The following is a 24,357-nucleotide window of genomic DNA, read 5'->3' as shown; positions in this document are numbered from 1 at the left end:
AAATAATTTTCAACGCTTTAAAAACTTGTTTTTTTTCAAAATATAAAATACCTTTGTAGAACTAATACATTGGATTTTATGCTTGTAAAAATATACGGAAGTGCTGTTTTTGGAGTAGAAGCAACCACTATTACCATTGAAGTGAATATAGACAAAGGTGTGGGGTACCATTTGGTTGGTTTGCCCGATAATGCCATCAAAGAAAGTAACTACCGTATTGCTGCTGCACTTCAAAATATAGGCTACAAAATTCCAGGAAAGAAAATCACTATAAATATGGCTCCTGCTGATATGCGTAAAGAAGGTTCAGCGTATGATATGAGTTTTGCCATCGGGATTTTGGCAGCTAACGGACAGGTGGAAAGTGATCACCTTTCGAAGTATATAATTATGGGTGAGTTATCCTTAGACGGGAGTTTACAGCCTATCAAAGGAGCTTTGCCGATAGCCATTCAAGCTAGAAAAGAGAAATTCAAGGGATTCATCCTACCGGTTCAAAATGCGAAGGAAGCCGCTATTGTCAATGATTTGGACGTCTATGGAGTGGAAAATATCAAAGATGTTATTGACTTTTTTAACGGAGAAAAGGAACTTGAAAAAACGGTTGTTAATACTCGTGAGGAATTCTATAAGCAGATAGATTCACCGGAATTTGATTTTGCGGATGTTAAAGGGCAGGAGTCAATCAAACGTTGTATGGAAATTGCAGCAGCAGGAGGGCATAATATCATTCTGATAGGGCCTCCAGGATCTGGGAAAACGATGTTAGCAAAGCGTTTACCAAGTATTTTACCACCGATGACTTTGCACGAAGCTTTGGAAACGACAAAAATACATAGCATTGTGGGGCGGGTTAAAGACAGTGGTTTGATGTATCACCGTCCGTTCCGTAGTCCTCATCATACCATTTCTGATGTGGCGTTAGTCGGTGGAGGGTCATATCCCCAACCCGGTGAAATTTCATTGGCTCACAATGGAGTTTTATTTTTAGATGAGTTGCCCGAGTTTAAGCGTACCGTCTTGGAAGTGATGCGACAGCCTCTGGAAGACCGTGAAGTAACCATTTCAAGAGCTAAATTTACCATAACCTATCCTGCATCTTTTATGTTGGTGGCAAGTATGAATCCAAGCCCCAGTGGTTATTTCAACGATCCCAATGCTCCAATGACCTCAACACCTGCCGAAATGCAACGCTATTTGAGTAAAATTTCAGGGCCTTTGTTAGACCGAATTGATATACACATCGAGGTAAACCCTGTGCCGTTTGAAAAATTGTCATCAGAACATAAGTCAGAAAGTAGTAACGCTATTCGAGAGCGTGTCATTGCAGCGAGAAATATACAAACTGCTCGATTTAGAGAGTATGAAAACATACACTACAACGCTCAAATGAATACCAAACAGATACGAAAATTCTGCAAATTAGATGAAACTTCACTTTCGATGTTGAAAGATGCAATGAGTCGCTTGAATCTTTCGGCTCGTGCATATGACCGTATTTTGAAAGTAGCACGGACTATAGCCGATTTAGACCAAAGTGAAACTATCAATCAAAATCATATTGGGGAAGCAATCCAATACCGAAGTTTAGATCGTGAAGGTTGGTTGGGATAGTGTTTTGGAAATAAATTACGCTCTTTTGTTGCTGATTATTCCATAAAAAGATTAGTAACTGATTTACATGTATTTTGTTTTGAAAGGAAGAAAAGAATAATAAAAATGTAAGAGATTAAAAATCAATATAAATTACTCTATCTAAGGACAGTTTCTCCAATAAAGAGGTATGTTCGAGTAACTCTAGCTTGGCTTTGATAAAGAGATAGAAAGGATTCGGATTAATAAGGTTAAAATTAATATCATAAAAATGAATAAAGAAAGATTAATTGGACGACTTCCTAAAGTGGGGATTCGTCCAGTGATTGACGGGCGAGAGCAAGGTGTCCGTGAATCATTGGAAGTTCAGTGTATGAAAATGGCTCAAGCAGCCGCCGATTTAATTAGTAAATCTCTGCGATTCCCGAATGGAGAACAGGTGGAGTGTGTTATTGCCGACACAACCATTGGAGGTGTGGCGGAAGCAGCACGTTGTGCCGACAAATTCCAACGTGAGGGAGTAGGTGTTTCATTGACCGTTACGCCTTGCTGGTGTTATGGAACTGAAGTCATGGACACTGATCCATTAATTCCAAAGGCGGTTTGGGGTTTTAATGGAACAGAACGTCCGGGAGCTGTCTATTTGGCTGCAGCCTTGGCAGGATACACTCAAAAAGGACTTCCCGCATTTGGAATCTACGGAAGTGAGGTGCAAGATGCTGATGACACCAGTATCCCTGCTGATGTACAAGCGAAAATCTTACGTTTTGTAAAATCAGGTTTGGCCGTAGCTTACATGAAAGGAAAATCATATCTGTCATTAGGTTATTCATCAATGGGAATAGCAGGGTCAATGGTTGATATTCATTTCTTACAAGATTATCTTGGTGTACGCACCGAGTTCGTAGATATGTCTGAAATCCAACGTCGTATCAAAGAAGAAATCTACGACAAAGATGAATATAAAAAAGCTATAGCATGGACTCGTAAACATTGCAAAGAGGGTAAAAATTGGAATAATGCACATAATATTGTCGATGAAAAACAAAAAGATTATGAGTGGGAAACTGTTGTGAAAATGACAATTATTATTCGTGATTTAATGATTGGTAACCCAAAATTACGCGAGTTAGGTTTTGGAGAAGAATCGAACGGGCGTAATGCCTTAATTTCAGGTTTCCAGGGACAACGCCAATGGACTGATTTTATGCCTAATGGCGACTTCCCTGAGGCAATTCTGAATTCATCTTTTGATTGGAACGGCATCCGCCAAGCGTTTGTTGTGGCAACGGAAAATGATTGTTTAAACGGTGTAAGTATGTTATTTGGGCATTTACTTACAGGAACAGCCCAGATTTTCTCAGATGTGAGAACCTATTGGAGTCCAGAAGCTGTAAAACGTATCACAGGAAAAACTCTTGAAGGCAGAGCTAAGAATGGAATTATTCATCTTATCAATTCAGGATCAACTACTTTGGATGCTACAGGACAAATGAAAGACAGCGAAGGCAACCATTTGTTAAAGCCTTATTGGGAAGTTACAGAGCAAGATGTTCAGGCTTGTTTAGACAATACGCTTTGGCCACAAGCTATTCGTGAGTATTTCCGTGGAGGAGGATTCTCGTCTCAGTTTAAAACTGTCGGAGAAATGCCTGTAACAATGTCGCGAATCAATTTAGTGAAAGGTGTTGGGCCTGTGTTGCAAATTGCAGAAGGTTGGACGGTTGAAATTCCTGAGGATATACATAAAACATTAGATGAACGTACCAATCCAACATGGCCAACGACTTGGTTTGTACCGAGATTAGATGCTTCAAAAGATAACTTTAAGGATGTATATTCGGTAATGTCATACTGGGGTGCTAATCATGGAGCTATCAGTTATGGACATATAGGTGCAGATTTAATTACTTTAGCATCAATGCTTCGCATACCTGTGATGATGCATAATGTGGAGGATAAAGACATCTTCCGACCATCAGCTTGGGCCGCTTTTGGAATGGATAAAGAAGGTTCTGATTACCGAGCTTGTGATACCTATGGAGCTTTGTACGGAATCAAAAAATAATTGATTGATTTTTAATAAAAAAGGCTGTCTGAATGAATTTTCAACAGCCTTTTTGATTTTTTCAGGTTTACTTTTGAATATACGATATTTGGTCGTGTTGTAAAAAGTATGATGGAAGTTCTGATTGTCAGGCTGAGCGAAGTCGAAGCCTTATCATTACAGGGCTTCGACTTCGCTCAGCCTGACAGAAATGTCCTCTTTTTTTAAGGTATCATACTTTTTACATCACTTCCCGATATTTTAATATTTTTGAAAAATATTGATAATCATGTATTTGTATAACATACTTCAAATTTCGTTAAGGCTGTAGCTTCGATATACTTTCTTTTCTTACGAGAAGATTCGAAACATCTTCAAAAAAAAGTTAAAAAAGCATGTTTTTTTTATATTTTTTTTTATCTTTGTAGCTGATGATATAGTATAAATAAACACAACCAAAACTATTCTTTGCAATGAAAAAAGAAAAAATTGTTCCTTCACATTACGTAGTACCATTCATTATCATTACCAGTCTTTTTGCTTTATGGGGGTTCGCTAACGATATTACCAATCCGATGGTAGCAGCGTTTAAAACTGTAATGGAAATTCCCAATAGAGAAGCTGCTTTGGTTCAATTTGCCTTCTACGGAGGGTATGGAACGATGGCGATTCCTGCAGCTATTTTTGCAAGTAGGTTCAGCTATAAAAAAGGTATATTATTAGGGCTGATTTTGTATACCGTGGGAGCGTTATTGTTTTATCCCGCTGCAAAATATGAGCAATTTAATTATTTTTTAATTTCGCTTTATATACTAACTTTTGGGTTAGCTTTTTTAGAAACCACAGCAAATCCGTACATTCTTTCGATGGGGAGCGAAACCACGGCTACGCGTCGCCTAAATTTAGCCCAAGCATTCAACCCTGTTGGGTCACTATTAGGAATGTTTGTTGCTTCGAATTTTGTTCTATCTCATTTAGAATCAGATAAAAGAGACGTTGCAGGAAATATAGTTTTCGAGACGCTCTCTGCTTCTGAAAAAGCAATCATACGGACTCAAGATTTAGAAATTATCAGTAAACCATATATTATATTGGGCTTTGTAGTATTGTTATTCTTTATTATCATCGCCTTATCAAAAATGCCTAACACACAGAATAATAGTAAATTAGATGTAATAGGATCGTTTAAGCGTTTGTCGAAAAATGTAGCATATCGCGAAGGTGTGATTACGCAAGGTTTCTATGTTGCTGTTCAAATTATGTGTTGGACGTTCATCATTCAATACGCTGAAAGCATTGGAATCAACAAATCTACGGCACAGAATTACAATATATTAGCTATGGTAATTTTTCTGTCAAGCCGTTTTGTAACTACTTTTTTGATGAAATATGTTAAACCAAGCGTATTGCTTACAACCTTTGCTATCGGAGGGATGTTGACCACATCCATTGTCATTTTTGTTGGAGGAATGTTCGGACTCTATTGTTTGATTTTAACCTCTGGATTTATGTCATTGATGTTTCCTACTATCTATGGAATTGCTTTGGAGAACACTGGGAAAGACGCTACGATGGGAGCCGCAGGTTTAGTAATGGCAATCGTTGGAGGAGCGTTGATGCCTCCTCTACAAGGAGCGATTATTGATTTAGGAAATGTTGGAGCGTTACCAGCAATAAACTTTTCGTTCATATTGCCATTTGTCTGCTTTGTAGTGATTGCTATATATGGCTACCGTGTGTATAAAAAGTTAGCAAAATCTTAAAAAAAATGAAACTATTTATATTGTTGATTTTCAGTTTTTTGAAATACTTTTTATACTGAAAAATGAAAAAATAACTAAAAATCAGCTATTTATTAAATATTTTATTGTACCTTAGTAGCGAGTTTACGTAAAAATTGTGAAAATAGTAACATAAATCATTAGCTTATGTCAGAACTTAACAATGAACAACTGCCAGATGTAACGAAAACACCTCATAGTACTAATCAAGAGGTTAATGTCACTCACAACAGTGATGCAACGCAACATATATTAAATGAAATCAACCGAGAGAATGCCGAAGATGCCGAGGATTTAGACAATAAGAAGCGGCATGAGATTCCCATGCTCCATTATGAGGCAATGTCGTTAGATGCTCTAAAACAAGAGTTCAAAAAATTGCTTCATACTGAAAAGGTACAGGCAATTAAAAAACATGTCGATGCTATCAAAAATGAATTTGATAAAAAATATGAGGAGTTACTGGAGGAGAAGAAAGAGGAATACATTGCTGACGGAGGCGAGGAATACGATTTTAAATATGAACATCCGCTACATCGGGAGTTTTATACTCTGATCAACGAATATCGCGACAAGAGAAATCAGTATTATAAGGATTTAGAGGTTGTTCATCAGGAAAATCTAATAAAACGTCGTGAAATTATTGAAGAAATAAAGAACCTAATCAACGTAGAAGAGAATATCAACACTACTTTCAAGCATTTTCAACAACTTCAAGATCGTTGGCGTAAGGCAGGGGCTGTTTCTCATTCCGAGTACAATGATTTGTGGAATAATTATTATCATCATGTTGAGAATTTCTATGATTTTATAGATTTAAGCCGTGATTTGCGTGATATTGATTTTAAACGTAATTTAGAAGAAAAGCAGAAAATTGTAGAAAAGGCGGAAGCTTTAGCTGAAAGTGATGTGGATCCAATAAAAGCTTTTCATGAGCTACAGTTGTTACATAAAGTGTGGAAAGAGGATATTGGCCCTGTGGCTCGTGAATACCGAGAGGAAATTTGGCATCGATTTAGTAATGCCACCAAAGCTGTTCATGAGAAAAGGCAGTACTATTTCGACAATTTAGACAAAATGTATGAGGCTAATGCCGTCAAGAAAAACGAAATAATAGAGAAACTCAAAACTGTTGCAGAACGTAAAATTACCACCCACGGAGCTTGGCAAAAAGGTATTAAAGAGGTTGAGAATTTGCGAGAGCAATTCTTAAACACAGGTAGAGTCCCTAACACGCTTACCGAGGAAATATGGCATAAGTTCAAGGAGGTAGTTCGTGAATTTAACCGTAAGAAAAATAGTTACTATAAAAATCTCAAAAAAGAACAACAAGAAAACCTTGAGAAAAAATTAGCCTTATTAGAAATAGCAAAAAACAACAAAGACAGTCAAGATTGGGAAGCCGTAACGCCAGTTATGAAGAAAATCCAAGAGGATTGGAAAGCTATAGGTAACGTTCCGAAAAAGAATACGGACAAAATTTGGAAAGAATTTCGAAAAGCATGTAACGACTATTTTGATCAATATCATAAAGCTGTAAGAAACAATCAAAACAAAGAGTTTGAAGCTTTAGAAAAGAAAAAAGAGTTCTTGGATAAGATAAAAGAATACCAACTGGGAGATAATCGAGAAAAAGAACTTGAAACTTTACAAGGTTTTGTGGAGCAATGGGATAGCTTTGGGAAAGTGCCACACGCTAAAAAAGGTATTGATTTGAAGTTCCATAAAATCATTGATTCCTTCTACAAAAAGTTAGATTTCGACAAACAAGAGATTGAGTTGATTAAATACAATAACAAATTAGAACGTTTAGCAAACGATGATAATGAGGATTTATTAACCAATGAAATGATGTTTGTCCGTCGAAAAATTGACGAAATCAAGGCTGAAGTGCTTCAATTAGAGAATAATCTTCAATTTTTCAGTAATGTAGATGATAAAAATCCGTTGGTTCGTGATGTAATCAGAAACATTAATCACCAAAAGGAAACTCTTGAAACATGGAAAGCAAAATTGCGAGAACTCAGAACTTTGCAAAATGCACAATCTAAAGAAGAGAAATCAACAGAAGAATAGATAGTTGTTTTCATGATGTTAAGATTGAAAAGAGGCAACTAAAATAGTGTGCCTCTTTTCTAATTATATTCACTATTGACTGTTTTACGTTTTTTTTATTTAATAGATTAAAATATGTTAAAAATTGTTTTTGCAACCAATAACCTCAATAAACTCAACGAAATTCAAGCTTTGATGCCTGATAGTATACAGGTTTTAAGTTTAAAAGATATCAATTTTAATGATGATATCGAAGAAACCGAAAGCACCATCGAAGGAAATGCAGTATTAAAAGCTCAATATATCAAAAAGCACTATGGATATGACGTTTTTGCAGATGATTCAGGGTTAGAAGTGGTTACATTAGACAATCAACCAGGTGTTTTTTCAGCTCGATACGCTGGAAACCATAGGAGTGACACTGATAATATAGCTCTTTTATTGAAAAATATGCAAGGACAAACTAACCGAAAAGCAAGGTTTAAAACGGTGATAGCCTTGTGTATAGGAACTGAAGTACACACTTTTATTGGCATTGCCGAAGGAGAAATTACCCAAATACCAAAGGGGACGAATGGTTTCGGTTATGACCCTATTTTTAAACCAGAAGGCTATGATCAGACTTTTGCAGAGTTGTCAGCTTCTGAAAAGAATGGTATTAGTCACCGAGGAAAAGCGGTTAAACAGTTAGTAGAGTTTTTGTCTTTTAGAAATAAAAAAAGTTAGAACATTCGCTTTTTTTTTGTGTGTTTTTGACAAAAATCGTATGATATTCTCACTTTAATCCTAATGAATTGGTGAAAATTCTTCTAAAATGAATACAATCAAGATATTTAGAGTATTTATAACCATTCCCAATTGTTAAGTGAATTTAAGAGTAATTTTCGGTAGTCTAACAAAAAGGCTAAAACAATCAAAGACAAAACATAAAATGTCAATATTCAATATATTTTCGAAAAGACAAAAAGATGATTTACCTCTCAATAAAGTAAAATTTGTGGTGTTCGATACTGAAACTACGGGGTTTAATTTGGCAACGGATAGAATTTTATCTATTGGAGCAATCACGATTTTGGATAATCAAATGTACGTGAAAGAAAGTTTCGAAATTTTTCTGCAACAAGAAAAATCAAACCCCGAAAGTATTCCTATTCATGGAATTATCAAGGAGCATAAGTACAACAAAGTTCCAGAAAAAATGGCTGTCACCATTTTTTCAGACTATGCTAAAGATGCCGTTTTAGTAGGACACCATGTAGGATATGACATTAAAATGATTAATACAGCTCTCGAACGACATCAACTACCAACTCTCAAAAATGAGTTTATCGACACAAACTATCTATTTAAAAAGACCAAAGTAATCAATTATCTTCTTAAAAATGATAAAAATTATAGCTTAGATGAAGTTTGTCAAGAGTTGAACATAACCACTCATGATCGACATAACGCAGCTGGTGATGCTTTCCTAACAGCGATTGCTTTCTTAAAGATACTTCATAAACTCGCTGAATCAAAGAAAATTACAACTCTAAGCAGATTATTAAAATTGTAAAATTTTCTTAGTTTGTCGATTTACGCATTGTTTGACATACGAAAAATCATTACATTTGTCACTTGTATGGAACTTAAAAAACGATAGCTTCCTTATTTAATTCAATAAGATTTAAAGCGTTTTGAGCATATGGGGAATGAAAGAGAGGTCTCAATTATCTTCGTATATAATTTTTTTTCAGGTAAAAAGTGTATGTATATAGCGGGAAAAGAGATTTGAAAATCAGAAATAATAGGTATTCCCATACGTATTTAGGGTTATGCGACGAATAAAAAAAATAGCGGTTATTGGTTCAGGAGTGATGGGTAGTAGCATTGCATGTCATTTTGCGAATATTGGTGTGAAAGTTTTGCTATTGGACATTGTACCAACACAACTCAACCATATAGAACAAAAAAAAGGATTTTCATTGTCCGACAAAGTGGTGAGAAACCGAATAACGAGTGAAAATCTGGAAAAAATTCTAAAATCAAATCCTTCCCCCATATATCATCCACAGTTTGCTAAACGTATAGAAATCGGAAATTTAGCTGATGATTTACCTAAAATAGCTGATGTTGATTGGATTATTGAGGCTGTGACCGAGAATTTGGAAATCAAAAAATCAGTCTTTGAAAAACTGGAGCAATATCGAAAACAGGGAACACTCATTACTTCAAATACTTCAGGATTGCCTGTCCATTTTTTAAGTGAGGGGCGTAGTGAGGATTTTCGTAAACATTTCGCAATTACGCATTTTTTCAATCCACCTCGCTACTTACAGTTGTTAGAAATCATCCCAAGCGCTGATTGTCAGTCGGATGTGGTTGATTTTTTGTTTTTTTATTCTGATAAATTTTTAGGAAAGACGCCTGTTTTAGCTAAAAATACACCTGCGTTCATAGGTAATAGAATCGGTATTTTTGTTATGATGCATACTTTGCATCAGATCAAATGGTTAAATTTAAAAATTTCGGAAATTGATGCTTTGACGGGAACTATTATTGGACGTCCGAAATCAGCAACTTTTCGAACAGGTGATGTTGTAGGGTTAGATACCTTGGTACATGTAGCAAAAGGAGTTGAAAAGAACTCCACAGACAATCAAGATAAACACCTATTTCAAATTCCTGATTATGTGTTGAACATGTTAAAAAACAATTGGTTAGGAGCTAAATCAGGACAAGGGTTCTACAAAAAAATAGATAAAGAAATTTTTGAGTTGGATTTACGTGCTATGGAGTATGTTCCTTGTCAGCAAGTTGTATTTCCGTTGTTGAATGAAGTTAAAAAAGAGGAGCTGAAAGACCGTTTTTTACTCCTAATTCAGGGGGATGATAATGTGTCGTTGTTCTATAAACGGACTTTTGCGGCATTGTTTGCCTACATCCAAAATCGTATTCCAGAGATTTCAGATACGCTTTATCAGATTGATGATGCTGTTAGAGCAGGTTTTGGTTGGCAAATAGCACCTTTTGAAATTTGGGATGCTATTGGACTTGCCAAAGGAGTTGAGTTGATGCAATCAATGGGTTATGAAACAGCCGATTGGATTCAGGATATGTTGCGTAACAATCAGCTATCATTCTACAAGCTAACTAAGGAGGCAACATATTTTTACGATATAAAAACAAAGAAATATCGAAAAAAAGTAGGACAAGAAGGATTTATCATCCTTGATAATTTTCGTTCGGAAACCCTTTGGAAAAATGATGAAGCGAGTATCATTAATTTGGGTGATGGTATTTTGAATTTAGAATTTCATTCTAAAATGAATACCATTGGTGGAGGAATTTTGGAGGGAATCCATCGAGCGATTGATTTTGCTGAAGAGAAATTCCAAGGAATAGTTATTGGAAATCAAGCAGAAAACTTTTCCGTAGGAGCTAATATTGCGATGATCTATGCAATGGCTACAGCAAAAGAATACGAAAAATTGAACCAAACAATAGCTTATTTCCAAAATACGATGATGCGACTCCGTTATTCGTCAATTCCTACGGTAGCTGCAATCCATGGGATGACCTTAGGGGGAGGTTGTGAGTTGAGTCTACACACCGATAAGGTGGTTGCTGCTGCAGAAACCTACATTGGTTTGGTAGAGTTTGGGGTAGGGTTAATTCCAGGTGGAGGAGGTTCTAAAGAATTGACAGTCAGGGCTTCAGATGGTTTACGAAAAGGAGATGTAATATTGAATCGTTTGCAGGATTATTTTCTGACTATCGCAATGGCAAAAGTTTCAAAATCAGCTTATGAGGCCTTTGATTGGGATATTTTGCAAAAAGGGAAGGATATAGTAGTGGTTAATCGTTTACGACTTATTGCCGAAGCTAAAAAACATGCTCTGTTACTTGCTGAAGCAGGATACACTCGTCCTATTGAACGTGACGATATTAAAGTGTTTGGAAGACAATCATTGGGAGCTTTCCTGGTAGGTACGGATTCGATGCGAGAAGGAAAATATATAACCGATTATGACAAAAGAATAGCCGATAAATTGGCATATGTAATGTCAGGAGGTGATCTTTCCGAACCTACCCTCGTTTCGGAACAATATTTGTTAGATTTGGAACGTGAAGCATTTTTGTCTCTGTGTACTGAACCACAAACATTAGAACGAATAGCAAAAATTTTAAAATAAAAGATATGATTTACGAAATATGTGCAAGTTCCTTTGAATCAGCAAGGAACGCTCAATTGGCAGGAGCAAATCGCATTGAATTGTGTAGTGAATTAGGAGTAGGAGGAGTTACTCCAAGTTATGGACTTATAAAAAAAGTTATGGACGAACTTTCTATTGAAAATTGTGTTTTGATACGTCCAAGAAGTGGAAATTTTACCTATACAGATGAGGAATTTGATGTGATGCTCCGTGATATTACTTTTTGTAGAGAATTGGGTTGTAAAGGTGTGGTTACAGGGGTTTTGAATACCGATAACACCATAGATAAAGAGCGTACACAACAATTGATTGAGGCTGCGGGAGATATTGATTTCATCTATCATCGAGCTTTTGATTGTGTTCCTAATCCAGAAGAAGCCTTAAATTTATTAAAAACTTTGGGAGTAAAACGGATTTTAACTTCAGGAGGAAAAAAATCAGCTGTGGAAGGGTTGGAAGTACTTAAAAAACTTAATCAAAAAGCTGAAGGAAAAATTACCATTATGCCAGGAGGAGGAATTAATCCACAAACCATATTAAAGATTAAAGAAGCAGGATTTAACGAAGTACATTTTTCAGGCACCGTTTTTGAGAAATCAGCTAACGAAATGCCTTTTTCTTTCAATACGGCAAGTTTTTTAGATGAATCGGTGCGTCCAATTTCAGGAATCGAACAGATAAAAACTATTATGAACGCCTTGAAGTAAACTTCTGTGTTTATTTTTCTGAAAGTTTTACACAATTACAAGTAAAACCTTATATTTTTTACTTTTAAATGATTTATTTTCAGTTGTTTATTTGAAAGGAAATTCTTCAACTAAAATTATTTGAAAATGAGAAAAATTTTGATGCTTCTTTGTTCTGTATCCCTGATGGTGGGATGTAAAACTTCTTCTGAAATTGGTAGCAAAAAAGAAAAGAAGTGGCGATTGGTTTGGGAAGATGATTTTGAAAGAGATGATATTTTTTCCACAGGCGTTTGGTCAAAAATTCCGCGTGGTAAATCTGATTGGAATAACACAATGAGCTTGGACGAATCACTTTTTGAAATCAAAAATGGAAATCTGATACTCATTGGGAAGAAAAACGACATCGCTCCAGATGATTCTTCTAAATTTGTAACAGGAGGTGTTTTTACCAAAAACGGGAAATATTTTGAATACGGAAAGGTGGAAATTCGTTGTAAACTTGAGGCTACACAAGGCTCTTGGCCAGCAATTTGGATGCTTCCAAAGGTAGGAAAATGGCCTTATGGTGGTGAAATTGATATTTTAGAGCGATTGAATTTTGATAATTTTGTATATCAAACCATACATACGCAATACACACAAAAGAATAAGGAAAATCCTAAGCATTACACTACTTTTCCCATAAATCCAGACGATTATAATACCTATGCAGTAGAAATTCAGCCTAATGAACTACGTTTTTACGTCAATGACCAATTTACGTTTTCATATCCTCGTATTGAAGGAAATCCAGAACAATTCCCTTTTGGAAAACCTTTTTATTTATTGATTGATATGCAGTTAGGAGGCTCTTGGGTTGGAGATGTTCCTGATTTTGAAAAACCAATCCGTATGTATGTTGATTGGGTTAGATATTATCAAAAATAATTTGTATAAGGTGAAAATTGAAAATTTTAGGAATGGTTTTTGTGCTTCTTACGAAAATGAAGAAGAATTTTATTTGAAAATATGTACATAATACTCATTTTATTTATAGTTGTTTATCTTTTATTGGCACGTTATGCTAATCAAGCTCTGAAAACGCTGAAAATTTCTCAAAAGGGTAGGTATGTTTTTGGAGCGGTTTCTGTTTTGGTTATTGTAAATGTAGTTTTGCAGTGGCTCTTTCGTACCAAAGCCGTATGGACTATCTTTCAGCAGTACTCAATGGGGGCGTTAATTACTTGGTTTATCATACTTGTTGTGTCATCTTTTATTTTATTTTTGGAAGATATACAACGGATTGGTGTTGCGATATTTCGGTATAAATCAGCAGGTAATAAGTCAATTCCTTCAAGAAGAAAATTTGTCAGTTTGTTGGCATTGGGGGTGGCTTCAGTTCCTTTTTTATCAGTGGTTTACGGAGTTACAAAAGGAAAATATAATTACAAAATTTGGAAATACACACTTTATTTTGACGATTTGCCAGAGGCTTTTGATGGATATAGGATAACGCAAATATCTGATATTCACGCAGGAAGTCTTGATAGTGAAGATAAAATCCGATATGGAATTGATTTGATTAACCAACAGCAGAGTGATGCCATTATGATTACGGGTGATATCGTAAATAATTTGGCTAGTGAGTTGCTTCCTTGGAAAAATATTTTGAAGCAATTAAAGGCTAAAGATGGTGTCTTTTCCGTTTTAGGAAACCACGATTATGGAGATTATTCCTCTTGGGAAACTCCCGAAGCAAAGGCAAAAAACCTTGAAGATTTAAAAGAAATACAACGTGAAATGGGATTCGATTTGATTTTGAACGACCATCGTTATATTGAAAAAAATGGAGAAAAAATTGCCATTTTGGGAGTTGAAAATTGGGGGCACGGACGATTTTCAAAGTATGGTGATTTGGAAAAAGCAATGCAAAATGTTGCAGATGAAGATTTCAAGATTCTTTTAAGCCACGACCCAACGCATTGGGAGTACGAAGTGTTACCTGAAAACAAAAACATTCAATTAACACTCAGCGGACATACACACGGAATGCAAGTAGGTATTGAAATAGAGGGACTTGTGAAATGGAGTCCTTCAAAATGGACTTATAAATATTGGGCAGGAATGTATGAGGAAGCAGGAAAAAAACTGAATGTTAATCGCGGATTTGGCTATCACGCATTTCCAGGACGTGTAGGAATTTGGCCAGAAATTACCGTAATTGAATTGAGGAAAAAACAATAAATGTTAAACAAAAATAGTTTTTACTTAAGTTATCTTTGTAAAATTAATAATCCTTCACTGAGTTTTGCTTATTATTTTAATACATTATGCGTAAACTTTATATACTTATTTTTATCTTGTCTTTTGTACAGCTTTTCGCTCAGAATAAAGATATATTTCAAGGACGTATTGTGATGAATGATTCCATTCCTGTATCTGATGTTCATGTGCAAAATCTTCATAATGAAAAGTTTACAACGACTGATAAGGAAGGTTATTTTACCATATCTGCATCGGAAAATAATGCTTTGCAATTCACCCATGTAAGTTTACAGACTACACATCGTCTGCTGAAAGCGACGGATTTCGGTACAGTTGTAGTTATCAAAATGCGTACTCTCATTCACGAATTGGAAGGTGTTGAGGTTCAGAAAGCTCCTGATATTACTGCTCAAAGCTTAGGTATTTTGCAACATACTCCGAATCAACGTACTTATAACGAAAAACAACTTTACACCAGTAGAGCAGGAGGATTTGGTTTTATTGCCTTACTTAACAAAATTTCGGGTCGAACCAAGATGTTGCGTAAGGTACTGATGAATGAACAAAATTTAAAAGTAGCAAACTATATCATTGATAATATGAGTGAATTTCTCAAAAAAGAACTTAATTTAGATGAAGAAGAAATACGTTATTTAGCGTATTATTTAATGGAAAATCCAGAATATCATCGAGTAACGCAAAATAAAGAATCGAAGACTTTACAATTTATGTTGATAGATTCATGGCTACAAATACAACAAGAAGCGAACAATGAAAGTGAATAATTTTTTTTTGTGGTTGTGTTTTTGTGTTAGCTTACCTTTAATAGCTCAAAATGATCTTGTTATCAAAGGTAAAGTTATTCATAATAACCAACCTTTGCCGGGAGTACATATCCAAAATGTCGATAAGAAAAAATTTGTAACTACGGATACTGAAGGATTATTTTTAATTCATGGAGAAGTAGGGAACGTACTTAAATTTACCCATGTGGGTAAAAAAGACTTATATCGAAGTGTTAATAAGGAAGATTTAGAAAACGAGTTACTTATTATAGAACTGAAAGAGCAAGTTGTTGAATTAGAAGAGGTTGAAGTTAAAGAAACAACTGTTACAGCAAAAGATTTTTTAGGATATACGCCCAAAAAACGAACTTTAGAAGAGAAACGTAGCTATGCTAATAACAATTTTTGGGCAGGTTCAGGATTCCCTCCCATTAATATTTTAGCTATATTGAATGCCATTTCAGGGAAAAGAAAATATTACAAACAAGCTTTAAAAAATGAGACAAATTTAGCTGTGGCTAACTACATTATTGATAATATGAATAGGTTTTTGAAAAAAGACCTTGGCTTAGATGACGAAAAAATAAGTGTATTGGCATATTACGTAATGGAAAATCCTGATATTCATAATCTTGTAAAATCAAAAAATGACAAACAATTAGAGTTTATGCTGACGGACATTTGGGTTACAGATTTATCTGAAAAGTTAAAAAATAAAGGAAAATAGTCTGTTCCTCTTCTTCGAGTTGAATGTAGCATATGTAAAAAATCTATCAGTTTTTATCCCTACTGTTCGATTTTTACTGTTTGAGATGCTTCGGATCAACTTTGAAGTATAAAAATAGGACCTCCCCCTGCCCCAAACAAGGTACAACCCTCCTATTTTTAGAATTAGGGCAAAATTTTATCTTGTAAACATATTTTTTAATCTTATTTCTTGTTAAATTAACTGAAAATCAGATACTCTCAAGTCTAATATCGTCTATTTAGATTTTTGTTTGCCTTGCCAAATTCAACTTATTTGATTTCTTTACCTCCGACCATCTGTGTGTACCCACGATTTAAAGTCTGTAATCCTTTAAAAACGAAGATAAATTCTGCAAAAAAAACTACTTTTCTTCAAAAATAGTTTGTAAGCCACAAATTTTTGTGTCATCGCAATCGAACTTTTTATACAAAATCCAATTTTTGGCATTTTACCGAGTTTCAAGTTTGTCTGAAAAACACAAATATTCATATGTTATATCACAATAATCATTCGAGATATTTGTACAAAAGTGTCTAAAAAAGAAAAGAAGCTATCCGAAAAGTCGGACAGCCTCTCTCTTTTTTATATCTCCATACCCTCTTAGAACGAATATCGCATTGAGAAGTTCCAAGTTCGACCGAAACCAAAGTGAACTCGGTTTTTTACATCAATTCCTTTATAAACTTGACTATGTTCAGTTGCGTGAACGCTATCGCTTGACTCGGTAATATAAGTTGCATCAAATATATTATCAACATTGAATCTAAAATTCATAACATGACTTTTAAATAATGGCAACCTGTACGAAACTCCAAAATCAACCAAATTATAACTAGGCAAACGGAGAGCTCCTTTTTCTGCCAAACTTCTATCCGTAAAGGCATATATATCAATATTGGAATACAAACGATCCACATATCGCCAATCCAGATTAACTATAATCCTATCAATAGGGGTAACTTCTGCTCCGAGTACGAATGTGGTTTGAGCTGTACCTCCAATTTTTGATTTGTCCAACAATAGAGAAGTTCTATCAGATATTGAATTTGTCAAAATGTAAGGCTGACTGTCTTCAGTTCGAAAAGTTTTTGCATCTGCATTTCCATTATAGAACCAATCACCAACTGATAACATGCCACGTACTTTCAGATATTCATTCACAATATAGGAAGCTTCTAACTCAATTCCTTGATGAACCTCACTCAAATTAGAAATATCCGCAAAATAAGAAGTCTGATTTATATCAACATCTCTTAGGTTCACACGTCGTAGGAATCGATCCGTCCAAGTCGTTCGGTAAAAATTTGCTTTAGCATTAAAAAAATCAGTTTTGTAGCCATATCCTAATTCAATACCCAAAACTTTTTCATTCACATTGTCTGGACTTGCATAGTTCAAATTACCTCGATATACTGCATCAAAAATAGGTTGTCGGCTGTAGAAGCCTATGTTTACAAACACGTTATGACGTTCGTCAATATTTTTGTTGATTCCTGCCTTTCCATTGAATCCCAACATTCTTTCGTAATCGGTAGTTCGTGGCATCTCGATAGTTGTTCCAGGAACATGTGTACCTTCCTTCATAAAGTTATCTACGCGTTGATAACCTTTTTCAGAAATGGAACCTTGGACGAACATACAAATATCATCCTCTTCATACTCAAATTGCCCGAAAACTCCTAACCAGTATACCCTACCTATGTTGTTATATATTATCGAGTTTTCTATCGGATCTATACTCTTAAAAACATTGTAAATACTTGAATTATTTACGACTGTAGAGACGTTATTCTCACCTATATTTTTGTTTGAATTATCACGAATACTCTTTGCTCCTAAGAAATTCTCAACAATTCCATAGTGATATCCCTGATAGTATCTACCATCAAACCCAACATCCAAGGTAACTGTATCCCAAATTTTTTGTTTATAATTGGTTAAAATTCCAAACCAATCGTGTGAATTTACCCTTGCATAACGAAGCAACACATCATCTGGAGATGTAGCCTCTTGATTGTTTCGAACAATTCTATCAAAGTCGTATAATCCTGTCTCTAAATCTCGGAATGAATTGATTTTCAATCCTCTACTTGCCCCATAATCGCTTGTTCCATAACCACGACCAAAAGAAGCATAAGCAGTAGTATTGACCTCGGCTCTATCTGTTGCTTTCCAATCCCAATTAAAACTGAACACAGGCTTGTGGAAAACATTTTTCCGGATACTAAATTCCTTACCATCCAAATATCCCCAATCTGCATTGTATCTTCGATTTGGTTTTCCATTTGTACTATATTTCAAGGCATCTGCAATGGAAACTAATGACGAACTCTGATCATGTTGTAAAGGCGATCCTGTAAGCATTAATTGGAATTCGTGTTTTTCTACTGGGTTATACCCCAATGCTAAGAAATAATTGTATCCCTTAAATTGTGTCCCATCTACATATTTAGAGCCTCCTACATTTCCAAAAAGGAAAGAAGATGAAAATCCTTTTTCGTTTTTTCCTGTATTGTACGTCACCGAAGTTTTGTACTCACCTCCATTTGCTACATAGGCATTGACCATTCCTCCCTGCTTCATGAAAGCAGAACGCATCACAATGTTAACGGTTCCTCCCACTGAAGGTATGGCTAATTTGGATGCACCAAGACCTCGTTGTACTTGCATAGCCGTGGTTACGTCGGACAATCCTGTCCAGTTACTCCAATACACACGCCCGTTCTCCATGTCATTGACTGGCATTCCATTAATCATCACTGCGATGTTTTCGTTAGAGAAACCTCGAATATTAACACTTGAATCTCCATAACCTCCCCCTCTTACTGTATACGTTGATGGAACTCGCCGAAGAAGCTCCGGAAAATCACGGTTTCCTAAACGGCGTTTGATTTCAATTCTATCAATAGTAGTCGCTGCAGTTGGAGTTTTCCTTTCTTCAGCAATATCAAACATATTATAGTGTGCAGAAACCATAACCCCAGCTAAGGTCTGTCCTTTCTCGTCCCATTGTAGTGCTACCTTTACCTTTCCTCTTTTATTAGTCAAAATTCGATACGAAGATCTTCTGGAAATATACCCCATATAAGAGATCACCAATTCTCCTGACTTTGAAGAAACTGGTAAAATAAACTCTCCTTTGATATCTGTCGCTGTACCTACAAGTTTACCTCGCACAATCACGTTAGCTCCCACCAACGGCTTCTTAGTCTTAGCATCGACTACTTCCCCTCTCACTTCGTATTGCCCATAAGCAACAACTCCCAACAGTAAACATACTATTGTCAACGTCCATTTCTTTATCATATTTATACTCTCTAAAAATTCAAATTTGCCATCCGAACACTACAAAGATAGCTTTTTAATCGAAATATGCAAATGACTTTTGTACGTAGCCAGAAAAAAAAACAAACTTTTTTATTTTATAACAAAATGTTTTTCTGAACGTTTTTGTTAATAAAGGACAACTTTATCTTTTAAATAACAATTTCTAATATCATTTATTTGTTAAACAAAAAGAAAACATGTGATTCTTTCAATCTGTTTTATTTTTATTTTTTTCACTTCATTTCGTTATTTTTTTTCAACAATGAACTGTTAATAACTGAAAAGATAACATTTTGAGCTACTTTTATTACTTTTTACTCCACTTATACCAACACACTTTTTTATTTTATGGAGTATGTAGCTCTTCAATAAAATCAACTCGAAACTAAACGGAATTGCAACACAGTTTATAAAAGATTTCTTTTGCAAACTAAATTATAATTGCAAAAACTATTTTTTCTTTCTGTTCAAAACACGATACTCTTCATAGCAATTGCTAATTGCATCCAAAATTTGTAGATCATTGGCTGACATAATAAACTCATTAGAGTAATTACACGAACGTATAATATTCTCTAATTCAGCTCTATCAACTTGTAGTAATTCGAGTAAAGTTTCTCGATCGTAACGCTGCGAAAGTGCATCACTCAACTTGTTATCATCCTTCAATTTCTGTAACTTCCTGACTTCTTGACCTTTAGAACTAAACAACCTATACAGCATATCAGCAGGATTCATCACAGAACTCAATATACGACCAACCATACTTGCATTGGCTCTACTCTCATATCCAATCTCCAATCCTGAAATACTATACCTTTTATTCTCATTAACAGGCGCATTCTTAGCATCAATATCTAAATAACCTGTTAATTTATAAGGAGTTATAACCACTTCTTCCAAAGCGTACGCCAACTCAGTCATCCCTATTTTAGTATCAGGAAAGCGAATCATATCATTGGTTACCAAAACTTTAATAGATTTATACCCTAAAAAAGATAAATACAAGGTATCGTTAACAGCTGCCTTTATAGAAAAATCACCCTGCTCATTGGTAGTAGTACCTTTAACGTTATTCAAATTCAACACATGTACGTTAGCTATCCCTTTGTTATCTTGAACGCTATACACAGTTCCTTTTACTTCGGTGGATTGAGCTGATAACATCCCTGTAAACAAGGTTATCATTACAAATAAAACTTTTTTCATACGTTTTTTTAATTCAACAAATATATCCTTTTTGGTCATACTAATTATCTGACGGATAAAGATAGTAAACTAAAATAAATTACTATTCAAAAATATTGTTTTTTGTATTTATTTAACATTTATTGCATATCCCATCGTTTTATTCAATTTGTTATATAGGATTAATAAACATTAACCAAATGTACTTGTTTTTAGACAAGATATATAAGTAAATCAAAAGGTTGATTCGCTATTCAAAAAAAACAAACTTCGACTACATCGCTCATAAAACGGACATAGTCGAAGCCTAATAAAACAACATAATCAATCTCTCTATGAAAACATATCTTTCACTTTTTCAAAAAACGATTTATCCGTTTTTTCTACTTTTGGTGTGAAATTTTCATTATCTCGCATTTCTCTAAAAAATTCTTTTTGTTTTTCAGTCAAATTTTTAGGTGTCCAAACATTCACGTGAATAATCAAATCACCTGTCCCATAACCATTTAGACTGGGAATCCCTTTGCCTTTCAATCGCAATATCTTTCCAGATTGCACTCCTTCATCCAGCTTAAATCGCACTTTTCCTGTGACCGTTTCAATTTCTTTTGAAGCTCCTAAAACAGCTTCTGGGAAGCTGATATATAGGTCGTAATGTAAGTTTTCTCCTTCTCGTTTGAGGGTCTCGTGTTCCTGTTCTTCAATGAGAACTAATAAATCCCCTGGAACGCTATTTTTCCCCATCGCTTCATTTCCTTTGCCACTAACCTTAAGCTGTACACCCTCCATTACACCTGCAGGAATTTTCACACTAATAGTTTCTTCAAATATTTTAAGCCCTTGACTATCAGATTCAGGAGGTCGATTTTCAATAATCTGACCACTTCCTTGACATGACGAACATGGTGCTGAGGTTTGCATCATTCCAAGCATGGTTTGCATTTGGCGAACTACTTGACCTGAACCATTACAAGAGGGACAAGTTTTATAGGTAACTCCCTCAGCCTTCACTTTTCTTTTAACTTTAATTTTTTTCTCGGCTCCCTTAACGATATCTTCTAAGGTAACTTTCAAACGAACTCGCAAGTTTTCACCTCGCAAACGCGTTTGACTTCCACCTCCAAATCCACCAAAACCAGAAAATCCAGAAAAATGACCTCCGAAAATATCCCCGAAATGGCTGAAAATATCCTCCATTGAGGAATGATATCCACCTCCTGCTCCTTCAAAAGCAGCGTGTCCAAAACGGTCGTACTGAGCTCTTTTGGTATCATCACTCAACACTTCATATGCCTCCGCTGCTAACTTGAATTTCTCTTCTGCATCCTTGTCTCCAGGATTTTTATCCGGATGATACTTCAAGGCTTGTTTGCGGTATGCTTTCTTTATTTCAGCGGCATTTGCCGTTTTTTCAACTTCTAATATTTCATAGTAATCTTTTTTCATTTAATGATAAGTTATTGTCCTACAACTACTTTCGGGTATCTTATAATTTTATCTCCCAATTTATATCCTTTTTCAACCACATCAATAATTTTCCCTTTCATATCTTCGGTCAAAGCTGGAATTTGCGTAATGGCATCGTGAATTTCGCTATCAAAAACATCATTAGGAGCAACCTCTACCTTTTCTAAACCTTTTGATTTTAAGGTGTTTATAAGTTTATTATAAATAAGCTCCACTCCTTTCAACATGTTTTTATCCTCTGATTTTGAAATTTCAACCAACGCCCTGTCAAAATCATCAATCACAGGCAACATCGATGACAAAATGTCTTGTCCTGCGGTTTTGAATAACTCAACACGCTCTCGAGTTGTACGTTTTTTATAATTCTCAAACTCAGCAAATAAACGCAAAAATTTATCTTTTTCCTTTGCTAACTCTTCTTCAATGGAACTTTTATCTTCTATATTCTCTATTGCTTCATTCGTAATACCTTCATTTTTAACTTCTTCGTTTGATAAAGGCTCTTCTTGAACGTGTTTTTCTGTACTCATTATCTATTCATTTAATTTTACTACTCCATCATATATAAAAAAGTATGCCAATGACGTCTTATATGTCAATTTGGCATTGTGATATAAAAATTTGATTTTTCTATAACTAAGCTTATCGCAAACTTATAAAAGAAAACGCTTTACTTCCCTACACGGATGAAATAATTTGTACAACATCACCCTAAAAATGAAACTCTTCCAATCTCTTCTGTAGCTACTAAACTAGTTCAAACAAGCAACATAATTCCCTTCTGTAAAATCCACAGAAATATGCTCTTGCAAACTGGTGGATAGGGAAATACCCTTAAAATCTGCCTTAATAGGGAAATTTTTATGATTACGATTGACCAAAACAGCGGTAGTAAGTCGTTTTAGCGGAACTTCTAAAAAATGTTTGACACCGTAAATCAGAGTCATACCCGAATTCAGTACGTCATCAACCAATACAACGGATTTATTTTTGTAATCCATTGATTCTACGGATGTTGAAGTTCCTTCTAAAGGATTTCGCTTGTTCATTTTCACTTTGCAAAGCACTATTTTCAACGGGCATATTTCTGAAAGACAAGCATTTAACTTCTCCGCAAACAGATACCCATTGCCTTCGATTCCTGCTAAAATGATTTCCGATTCGTTCAAGTGTTTTTCGTAAATCTGATATGCAATACGTCTGATTTTGTTCTCTATATCTTGGTGATTTAGTATTGTTGTCATTTTATTATTTCTTATTGAATGGTTCAAATAATCGGAAGTGTTGTAAAAAGTATGATACTTTTAATAAAGTGGATATTTCTGTCAGGCTGAGCGTAGTCGAAGCCCTGTAATTACGAGGCTTCGACTACGCTCAGCCTGACAATCAAAACTAACATCATACTTTTTATAACACAACCAAATAATCTTATAATGCAGTTTTTCGCTTATGACTTATTCATCACGCGAAATAAATTACACTGTGATTTACTCTAAAATTACTGCTTTATATCTTTAAATAACGATGAAAAATCTTCTTTGGTCGCTTCAAAAGGCTCTTTATCTTTAAGAAATATACGAGCAGTTAATGTCCCTTTTAAAATAAATCTATTACTTTCGAAAAGAATACTGCTACCTTCACGCAACCCAACCACAGGAGTATGATTAAGCTTATGAAACTCTTTAATCCGTGTTTCCCGAGTTTCACCCTTGTGTTTACTGTCGGGATCAGGATCAAGATAATGTGGATTCAAATTAAAAGGTACTACTCCCAAAGTATCAAAACTTGGGGGATAAATTATAGGCATATCATTGGTTGTTTGCATCGTTAGTCCTGCAATATTACTACCGGCACTGGTACCAAAGTAGGGTATTCCGCTTTCAATAACCTCTCGTAGCGTTCCCATCAAATCAAACTGATAAAGCCGAGTAACTAATAGGAAGGTGTTGCCTCCGCCTGTGAAAATGGCTTTGGCTCGATAAATTGCTTCTTTGGGATTTTCAAAAGTATGCAATCCCACAATTTTCTTACCTATACTCTCAAATCCTTTTTGAGCAATTTGCGTATATTCATCATATGACACACCACTAGGCTGTGCGTAGGGTACAAACAAAATTTCATCAACATTTGCAAAAAAAACGGCTAACTCTTCCTGCAAATATGACAAGTAGGTACCTCCATAAATAGTTGATGTACTGGCTAATAATATTTTTTTCATAGAATCATTTGAGAAAAAC

General features: G+C 35.1%; 18 protein-coding genes. 12 read left to right on the top strand and 6 right to left on the bottom strand.

Translation table 11 applies throughout. The features are described 5' to 3' along the window. Positions 1-78: 78 nt before the first annotated feature. From ACF3OB_RS10220 to ACF3OB_RS10165, 12 genes are all read left to right on the top strand, one after another. Positions 79-1,614 (top strand): YifB family Mg chelatase-like AAA ATPase, encoded by a 1,536-nt coding sequence (locus ACF3OB_RS10220; protein ID WP_392420248.1) that lies wholly within the window; start codon positions 79-81, stop codon positions 1,612-1,614. Positions 1,615-1,864: 250 nt separating this feature from the next. Next, positions 1,865-3,661 carry an L-fucose isomerase gene (locus ACF3OB_RS10215; protein ID WP_188111512.1) on the top strand — a complete coding sequence of 599 codons (1,797 nt, stop codon included), beginning with the start codon at positions 1,865-1,867 and terminating at the stop codon, positions 3,659-3,661. A gap of 452 nt (positions 3,662-4,113) precedes the next feature. Then, complete coding sequence (gene fucP / locus ACF3OB_RS10210) at positions 4,114-5,403, top strand: L-fucose:H+ symporter permease (protein ID WP_392447639.1); 1,290 nt, start codon at positions 4,114-4,116, stop codon at positions 5,401-5,403. Between the two features lie 342 nt (positions 5,404-5,745). After that, the gene (locus tag ACF3OB_RS10205) at positions 5,746-7,497 is read left to right on the top strand and encodes a DUF349 domain-containing protein (RefSeq protein WP_392448781.1); all 1,752 of its coding nucleotides are present in this window, start codon (positions 5,746-5,748) and stop codon (positions 7,495-7,497) included. A 114-nt stretch (positions 7,498-7,611) separates the two neighbouring features. Beyond that, positions 7,612-8,202, top strand: coding sequence for a non-canonical purine NTP diphosphatase (locus ACF3OB_RS10200; protein WP_392447637.1), 591 nt, complete (start codon positions 7,612-7,614; stop codon positions 8,200-8,202). Positions 8,203-8,407: 205 nt separating this feature from the next. Beyond that, on the top strand, positions 8,408-9,031 hold the full coding sequence (locus ACF3OB_RS10195) for a PolC-type DNA polymerase III (RefSeq protein WP_392420245.1): 624 nt from the start codon (positions 8,408-8,410) through the stop codon (positions 9,029-9,031). A 259-nt stretch (positions 9,032-9,290) separates the two neighbouring features. Next, on the top strand, positions 9,291-11,651 hold the full coding sequence (locus tag ACF3OB_RS10190) for a 3-hydroxyacyl-CoA dehydrogenase/enoyl-CoA hydratase family protein (protein WP_392447636.1): 2,361 nt from the start codon (positions 9,291-9,293) through the stop codon (positions 11,649-11,651). A gap of 5 nt (positions 11,652-11,656) precedes the next feature. Beyond that, positions 11,657-12,379 (top strand): copper homeostasis protein CutC, encoded by a 723-nt coding sequence (locus tag ACF3OB_RS10185; protein WP_095911735.1) that lies wholly within the window; start codon positions 11,657-11,659, stop codon positions 12,377-12,379. Between the two features lie 126 nt (positions 12,380-12,505). Continuing rightward, positions 12,506-13,288, top strand: coding sequence for a glycoside hydrolase family 16 protein (locus ACF3OB_RS10180; protein ID WP_095893295.1), 783 nt, complete (start codon positions 12,506-12,508; stop codon positions 13,286-13,288). 81 nt (positions 13,289-13,369) lie between these two features. Continuing rightward, positions 13,370-14,584: a metallophosphoesterase gene (locus ACF3OB_RS10175; RefSeq protein WP_392447633.1), complete on the top strand. Its 1,215-nt coding sequence runs from the start codon at positions 13,370-13,372 to the stop codon at positions 14,582-14,584. Positions 14,585-14,670: 86 nt separating this feature from the next. Then, positions 14,671-15,390: a carboxypeptidase-like regulatory domain-containing protein gene (locus ACF3OB_RS10170; protein WP_119652204.1), complete on the top strand. Its 720-nt coding sequence runs from the start codon at positions 14,671-14,673 to the stop codon at positions 15,388-15,390. Next, positions 15,383-16,117: a carboxypeptidase-like regulatory domain-containing protein gene (locus ACF3OB_RS10165; RefSeq protein WP_392447631.1), complete on the top strand. Its 735-nt coding sequence runs from the start codon at positions 15,383-15,385 to the stop codon at positions 16,115-16,117. The genes ACF3OB_RS10170 and ACF3OB_RS10165 overlap by 8 nt, the downstream gene beginning before the upstream one ends. A 621-nt stretch (positions 16,118-16,738) precedes the next feature. Here the strand turns inward: ACF3OB_RS10165 and ACF3OB_RS10160 are convergent. The 6 genes from ACF3OB_RS10160 to pepE all read right to left on the bottom strand — a co-directional run bounded on the left by ACF3OB_RS10160 (position 16,739) and on the right by pepE (position 24,338). After that, positions 16,739-19,444, bottom strand: a complete 2,706-nt coding sequence (locus ACF3OB_RS10160) for a TonB-dependent receptor (protein WP_392447629.1) — start codon at positions 19,442-19,444, stop codon at positions 16,739-16,741. Positions 19,445-19,915: 471 nt separating this feature from the next. After that, on the bottom strand, positions 19,916-20,674 hold the full coding sequence (locus tag ACF3OB_RS10155; protein WP_042008098.1) for a carboxypeptidase-like regulatory domain-containing protein: 759 nt from the start codon (positions 20,672-20,674) through the stop codon (positions 19,916-19,918). A gap of 312 nt (positions 20,675-20,986) precedes the next feature. Beyond that, complete coding sequence (dnaJ, locus tag ACF3OB_RS10150) at positions 20,987-22,099, bottom strand: molecular chaperone DnaJ (RefSeq protein WP_095893301.1); 1,113 nt, start codon at positions 22,097-22,099, stop codon at positions 20,987-20,989. 11 nt (positions 22,100-22,110) lie between these two features. Continuing rightward, the gene (locus tag ACF3OB_RS10145) at positions 22,111-22,650 is read right to left on the bottom strand and encodes a nucleotide exchange factor GrpE (RefSeq protein ID WP_172914192.1); all 540 of its coding nucleotides are present in this window, start codon (positions 22,648-22,650) and stop codon (positions 22,111-22,113) included. 222 nt (positions 22,651-22,872) lie between these two features. Further along, a complete protein-coding gene (locus ACF3OB_RS10140) occupies positions 22,873-23,364 on the bottom strand; it encodes a phosphoribosyltransferase family protein (RefSeq protein WP_172917444.1) in 492 nt (163 codons plus the stop codon). Positions 23,365-23,618: 254 nt separating this feature from the next. Beyond that, positions 23,619-24,338, bottom strand: a complete 720-nt coding sequence (gene pepE / locus ACF3OB_RS10135) for a dipeptidase PepE (RefSeq protein WP_392447627.1) — start codon at positions 24,336-24,338, stop codon at positions 23,619-23,621. Between the last annotated feature and the right edge of the window lie 19 nt (positions 24,339-24,357).

Origin of the sequence: Capnocytophaga canis, from assembly GCF_043187445.1 — a bacterium.
GTDB classification, from domain to species: Bacteria; Bacteroidota; Bacteroidia; order Flavobacteriales; family Flavobacteriaceae; genus Capnocytophaga; species Capnocytophaga canis.
Note: the sequence above shows the minus strand (reverse complement) of the source record. Positions and strands in the feature narration are given on the sequence as shown.

Excerpts from the sequence above, each read along its gene's own strand:
- ACF3OB_RS10215 (WP_188111512.1), top strand. The coding sequence starts at position 1,865 with ATGAATAAAGAAAGATTAATTGGACGACTTCCTAAAGTGGGGATTCGT.
- ACF3OB_RS10160 (WP_392447629.1), bottom strand. The coding sequence starts at position 19,444 with ATGATAAAGAAATGGACGTTGACAATAGTATGTTTACTGTTGGGAGTT.
- ACF3OB_RS10170 (WP_119652204.1), top strand. The coding sequence starts at position 14,671 with ATGCGTAAACTTTATATACTTATTTTTATCTTGTCTTTTGTACAGCTT.
- ACF3OB_RS10205 (WP_392448781.1), top strand. The coding sequence starts at position 5,746 with ATGCTCCATTATGAGGCAATGTCGTTAGATGCTCTAAAACAAGAGTTC.
- ACF3OB_RS10140 (WP_172917444.1), bottom strand. The coding sequence starts at position 23,364 with ATGACAACAATACTAAATCACCAAGATATAGAGAACAAAATCAGACGT.
- dnaJ (WP_095893301.1), bottom strand. The coding sequence starts at position 22,099 with ATGAAAAAAGATTACTATGAAATATTAGAAGTTGAAAAAACGGCAAAT.
- ACF3OB_RS10185 (WP_095911735.1), top strand. The coding sequence starts at position 11,657 with ATGATTTACGAAATATGTGCAAGTTCCTTTGAATCAGCAAGGAACGCT.
- pepE (WP_392447627.1), bottom strand. The coding sequence starts at position 24,338 with ATGAAAAAAATATTATTAGCCAGTACATCAACTATTTATGGAGGTACC.
- ACF3OB_RS10180 (WP_095893295.1), top strand. The coding sequence starts at position 12,506 with ATGAGAAAAATTTTGATGCTTCTTTGTTCTGTATCCCTGATGGTGGGA.
- ACF3OB_RS10200 (WP_392447637.1), top strand. The coding sequence starts at position 7,612 with ATGTTAAAAATTGTTTTTGCAACCAATAACCTCAATAAACTCAACGAA.
- ACF3OB_RS10155 (WP_042008098.1), bottom strand. The coding sequence starts at position 20,674 with ATGAAAAAAGTTTTATTTGTAATGATAACCTTGTTTACAGGGATGTTA.
- fucP (WP_392447639.1), top strand. The coding sequence starts at position 4,114 with ATGAAAAAAGAAAAAATTGTTCCTTCACATTACGTAGTACCATTCATT.
- ACF3OB_RS10195 (WP_392420245.1), top strand. The coding sequence starts at position 8,408 with ATGTCAATATTCAATATATTTTCGAAAAGACAAAAAGATGATTTACCT.
- ACF3OB_RS10175 (WP_392447633.1), top strand. The coding sequence starts at position 13,370 with ATGTACATAATACTCATTTTATTTATAGTTGTTTATCTTTTATTGGCA.
- ACF3OB_RS10220 (WP_392420248.1), top strand. The coding sequence starts at position 79 with ATGCTTGTAAAAATATACGGAAGTGCTGTTTTTGGAGTAGAAGCAACC.
- ACF3OB_RS10190 (WP_392447636.1), top strand. The coding sequence starts at position 9,291 with ATGCGACGAATAAAAAAAATAGCGGTTATTGGTTCAGGAGTGATGGGT.
- ACF3OB_RS10145 (WP_172914192.1), bottom strand. The coding sequence starts at position 22,650 with ATGAGTACAGAAAAACACGTTCAAGAAGAGCCTTTATCAAACGAAGAA.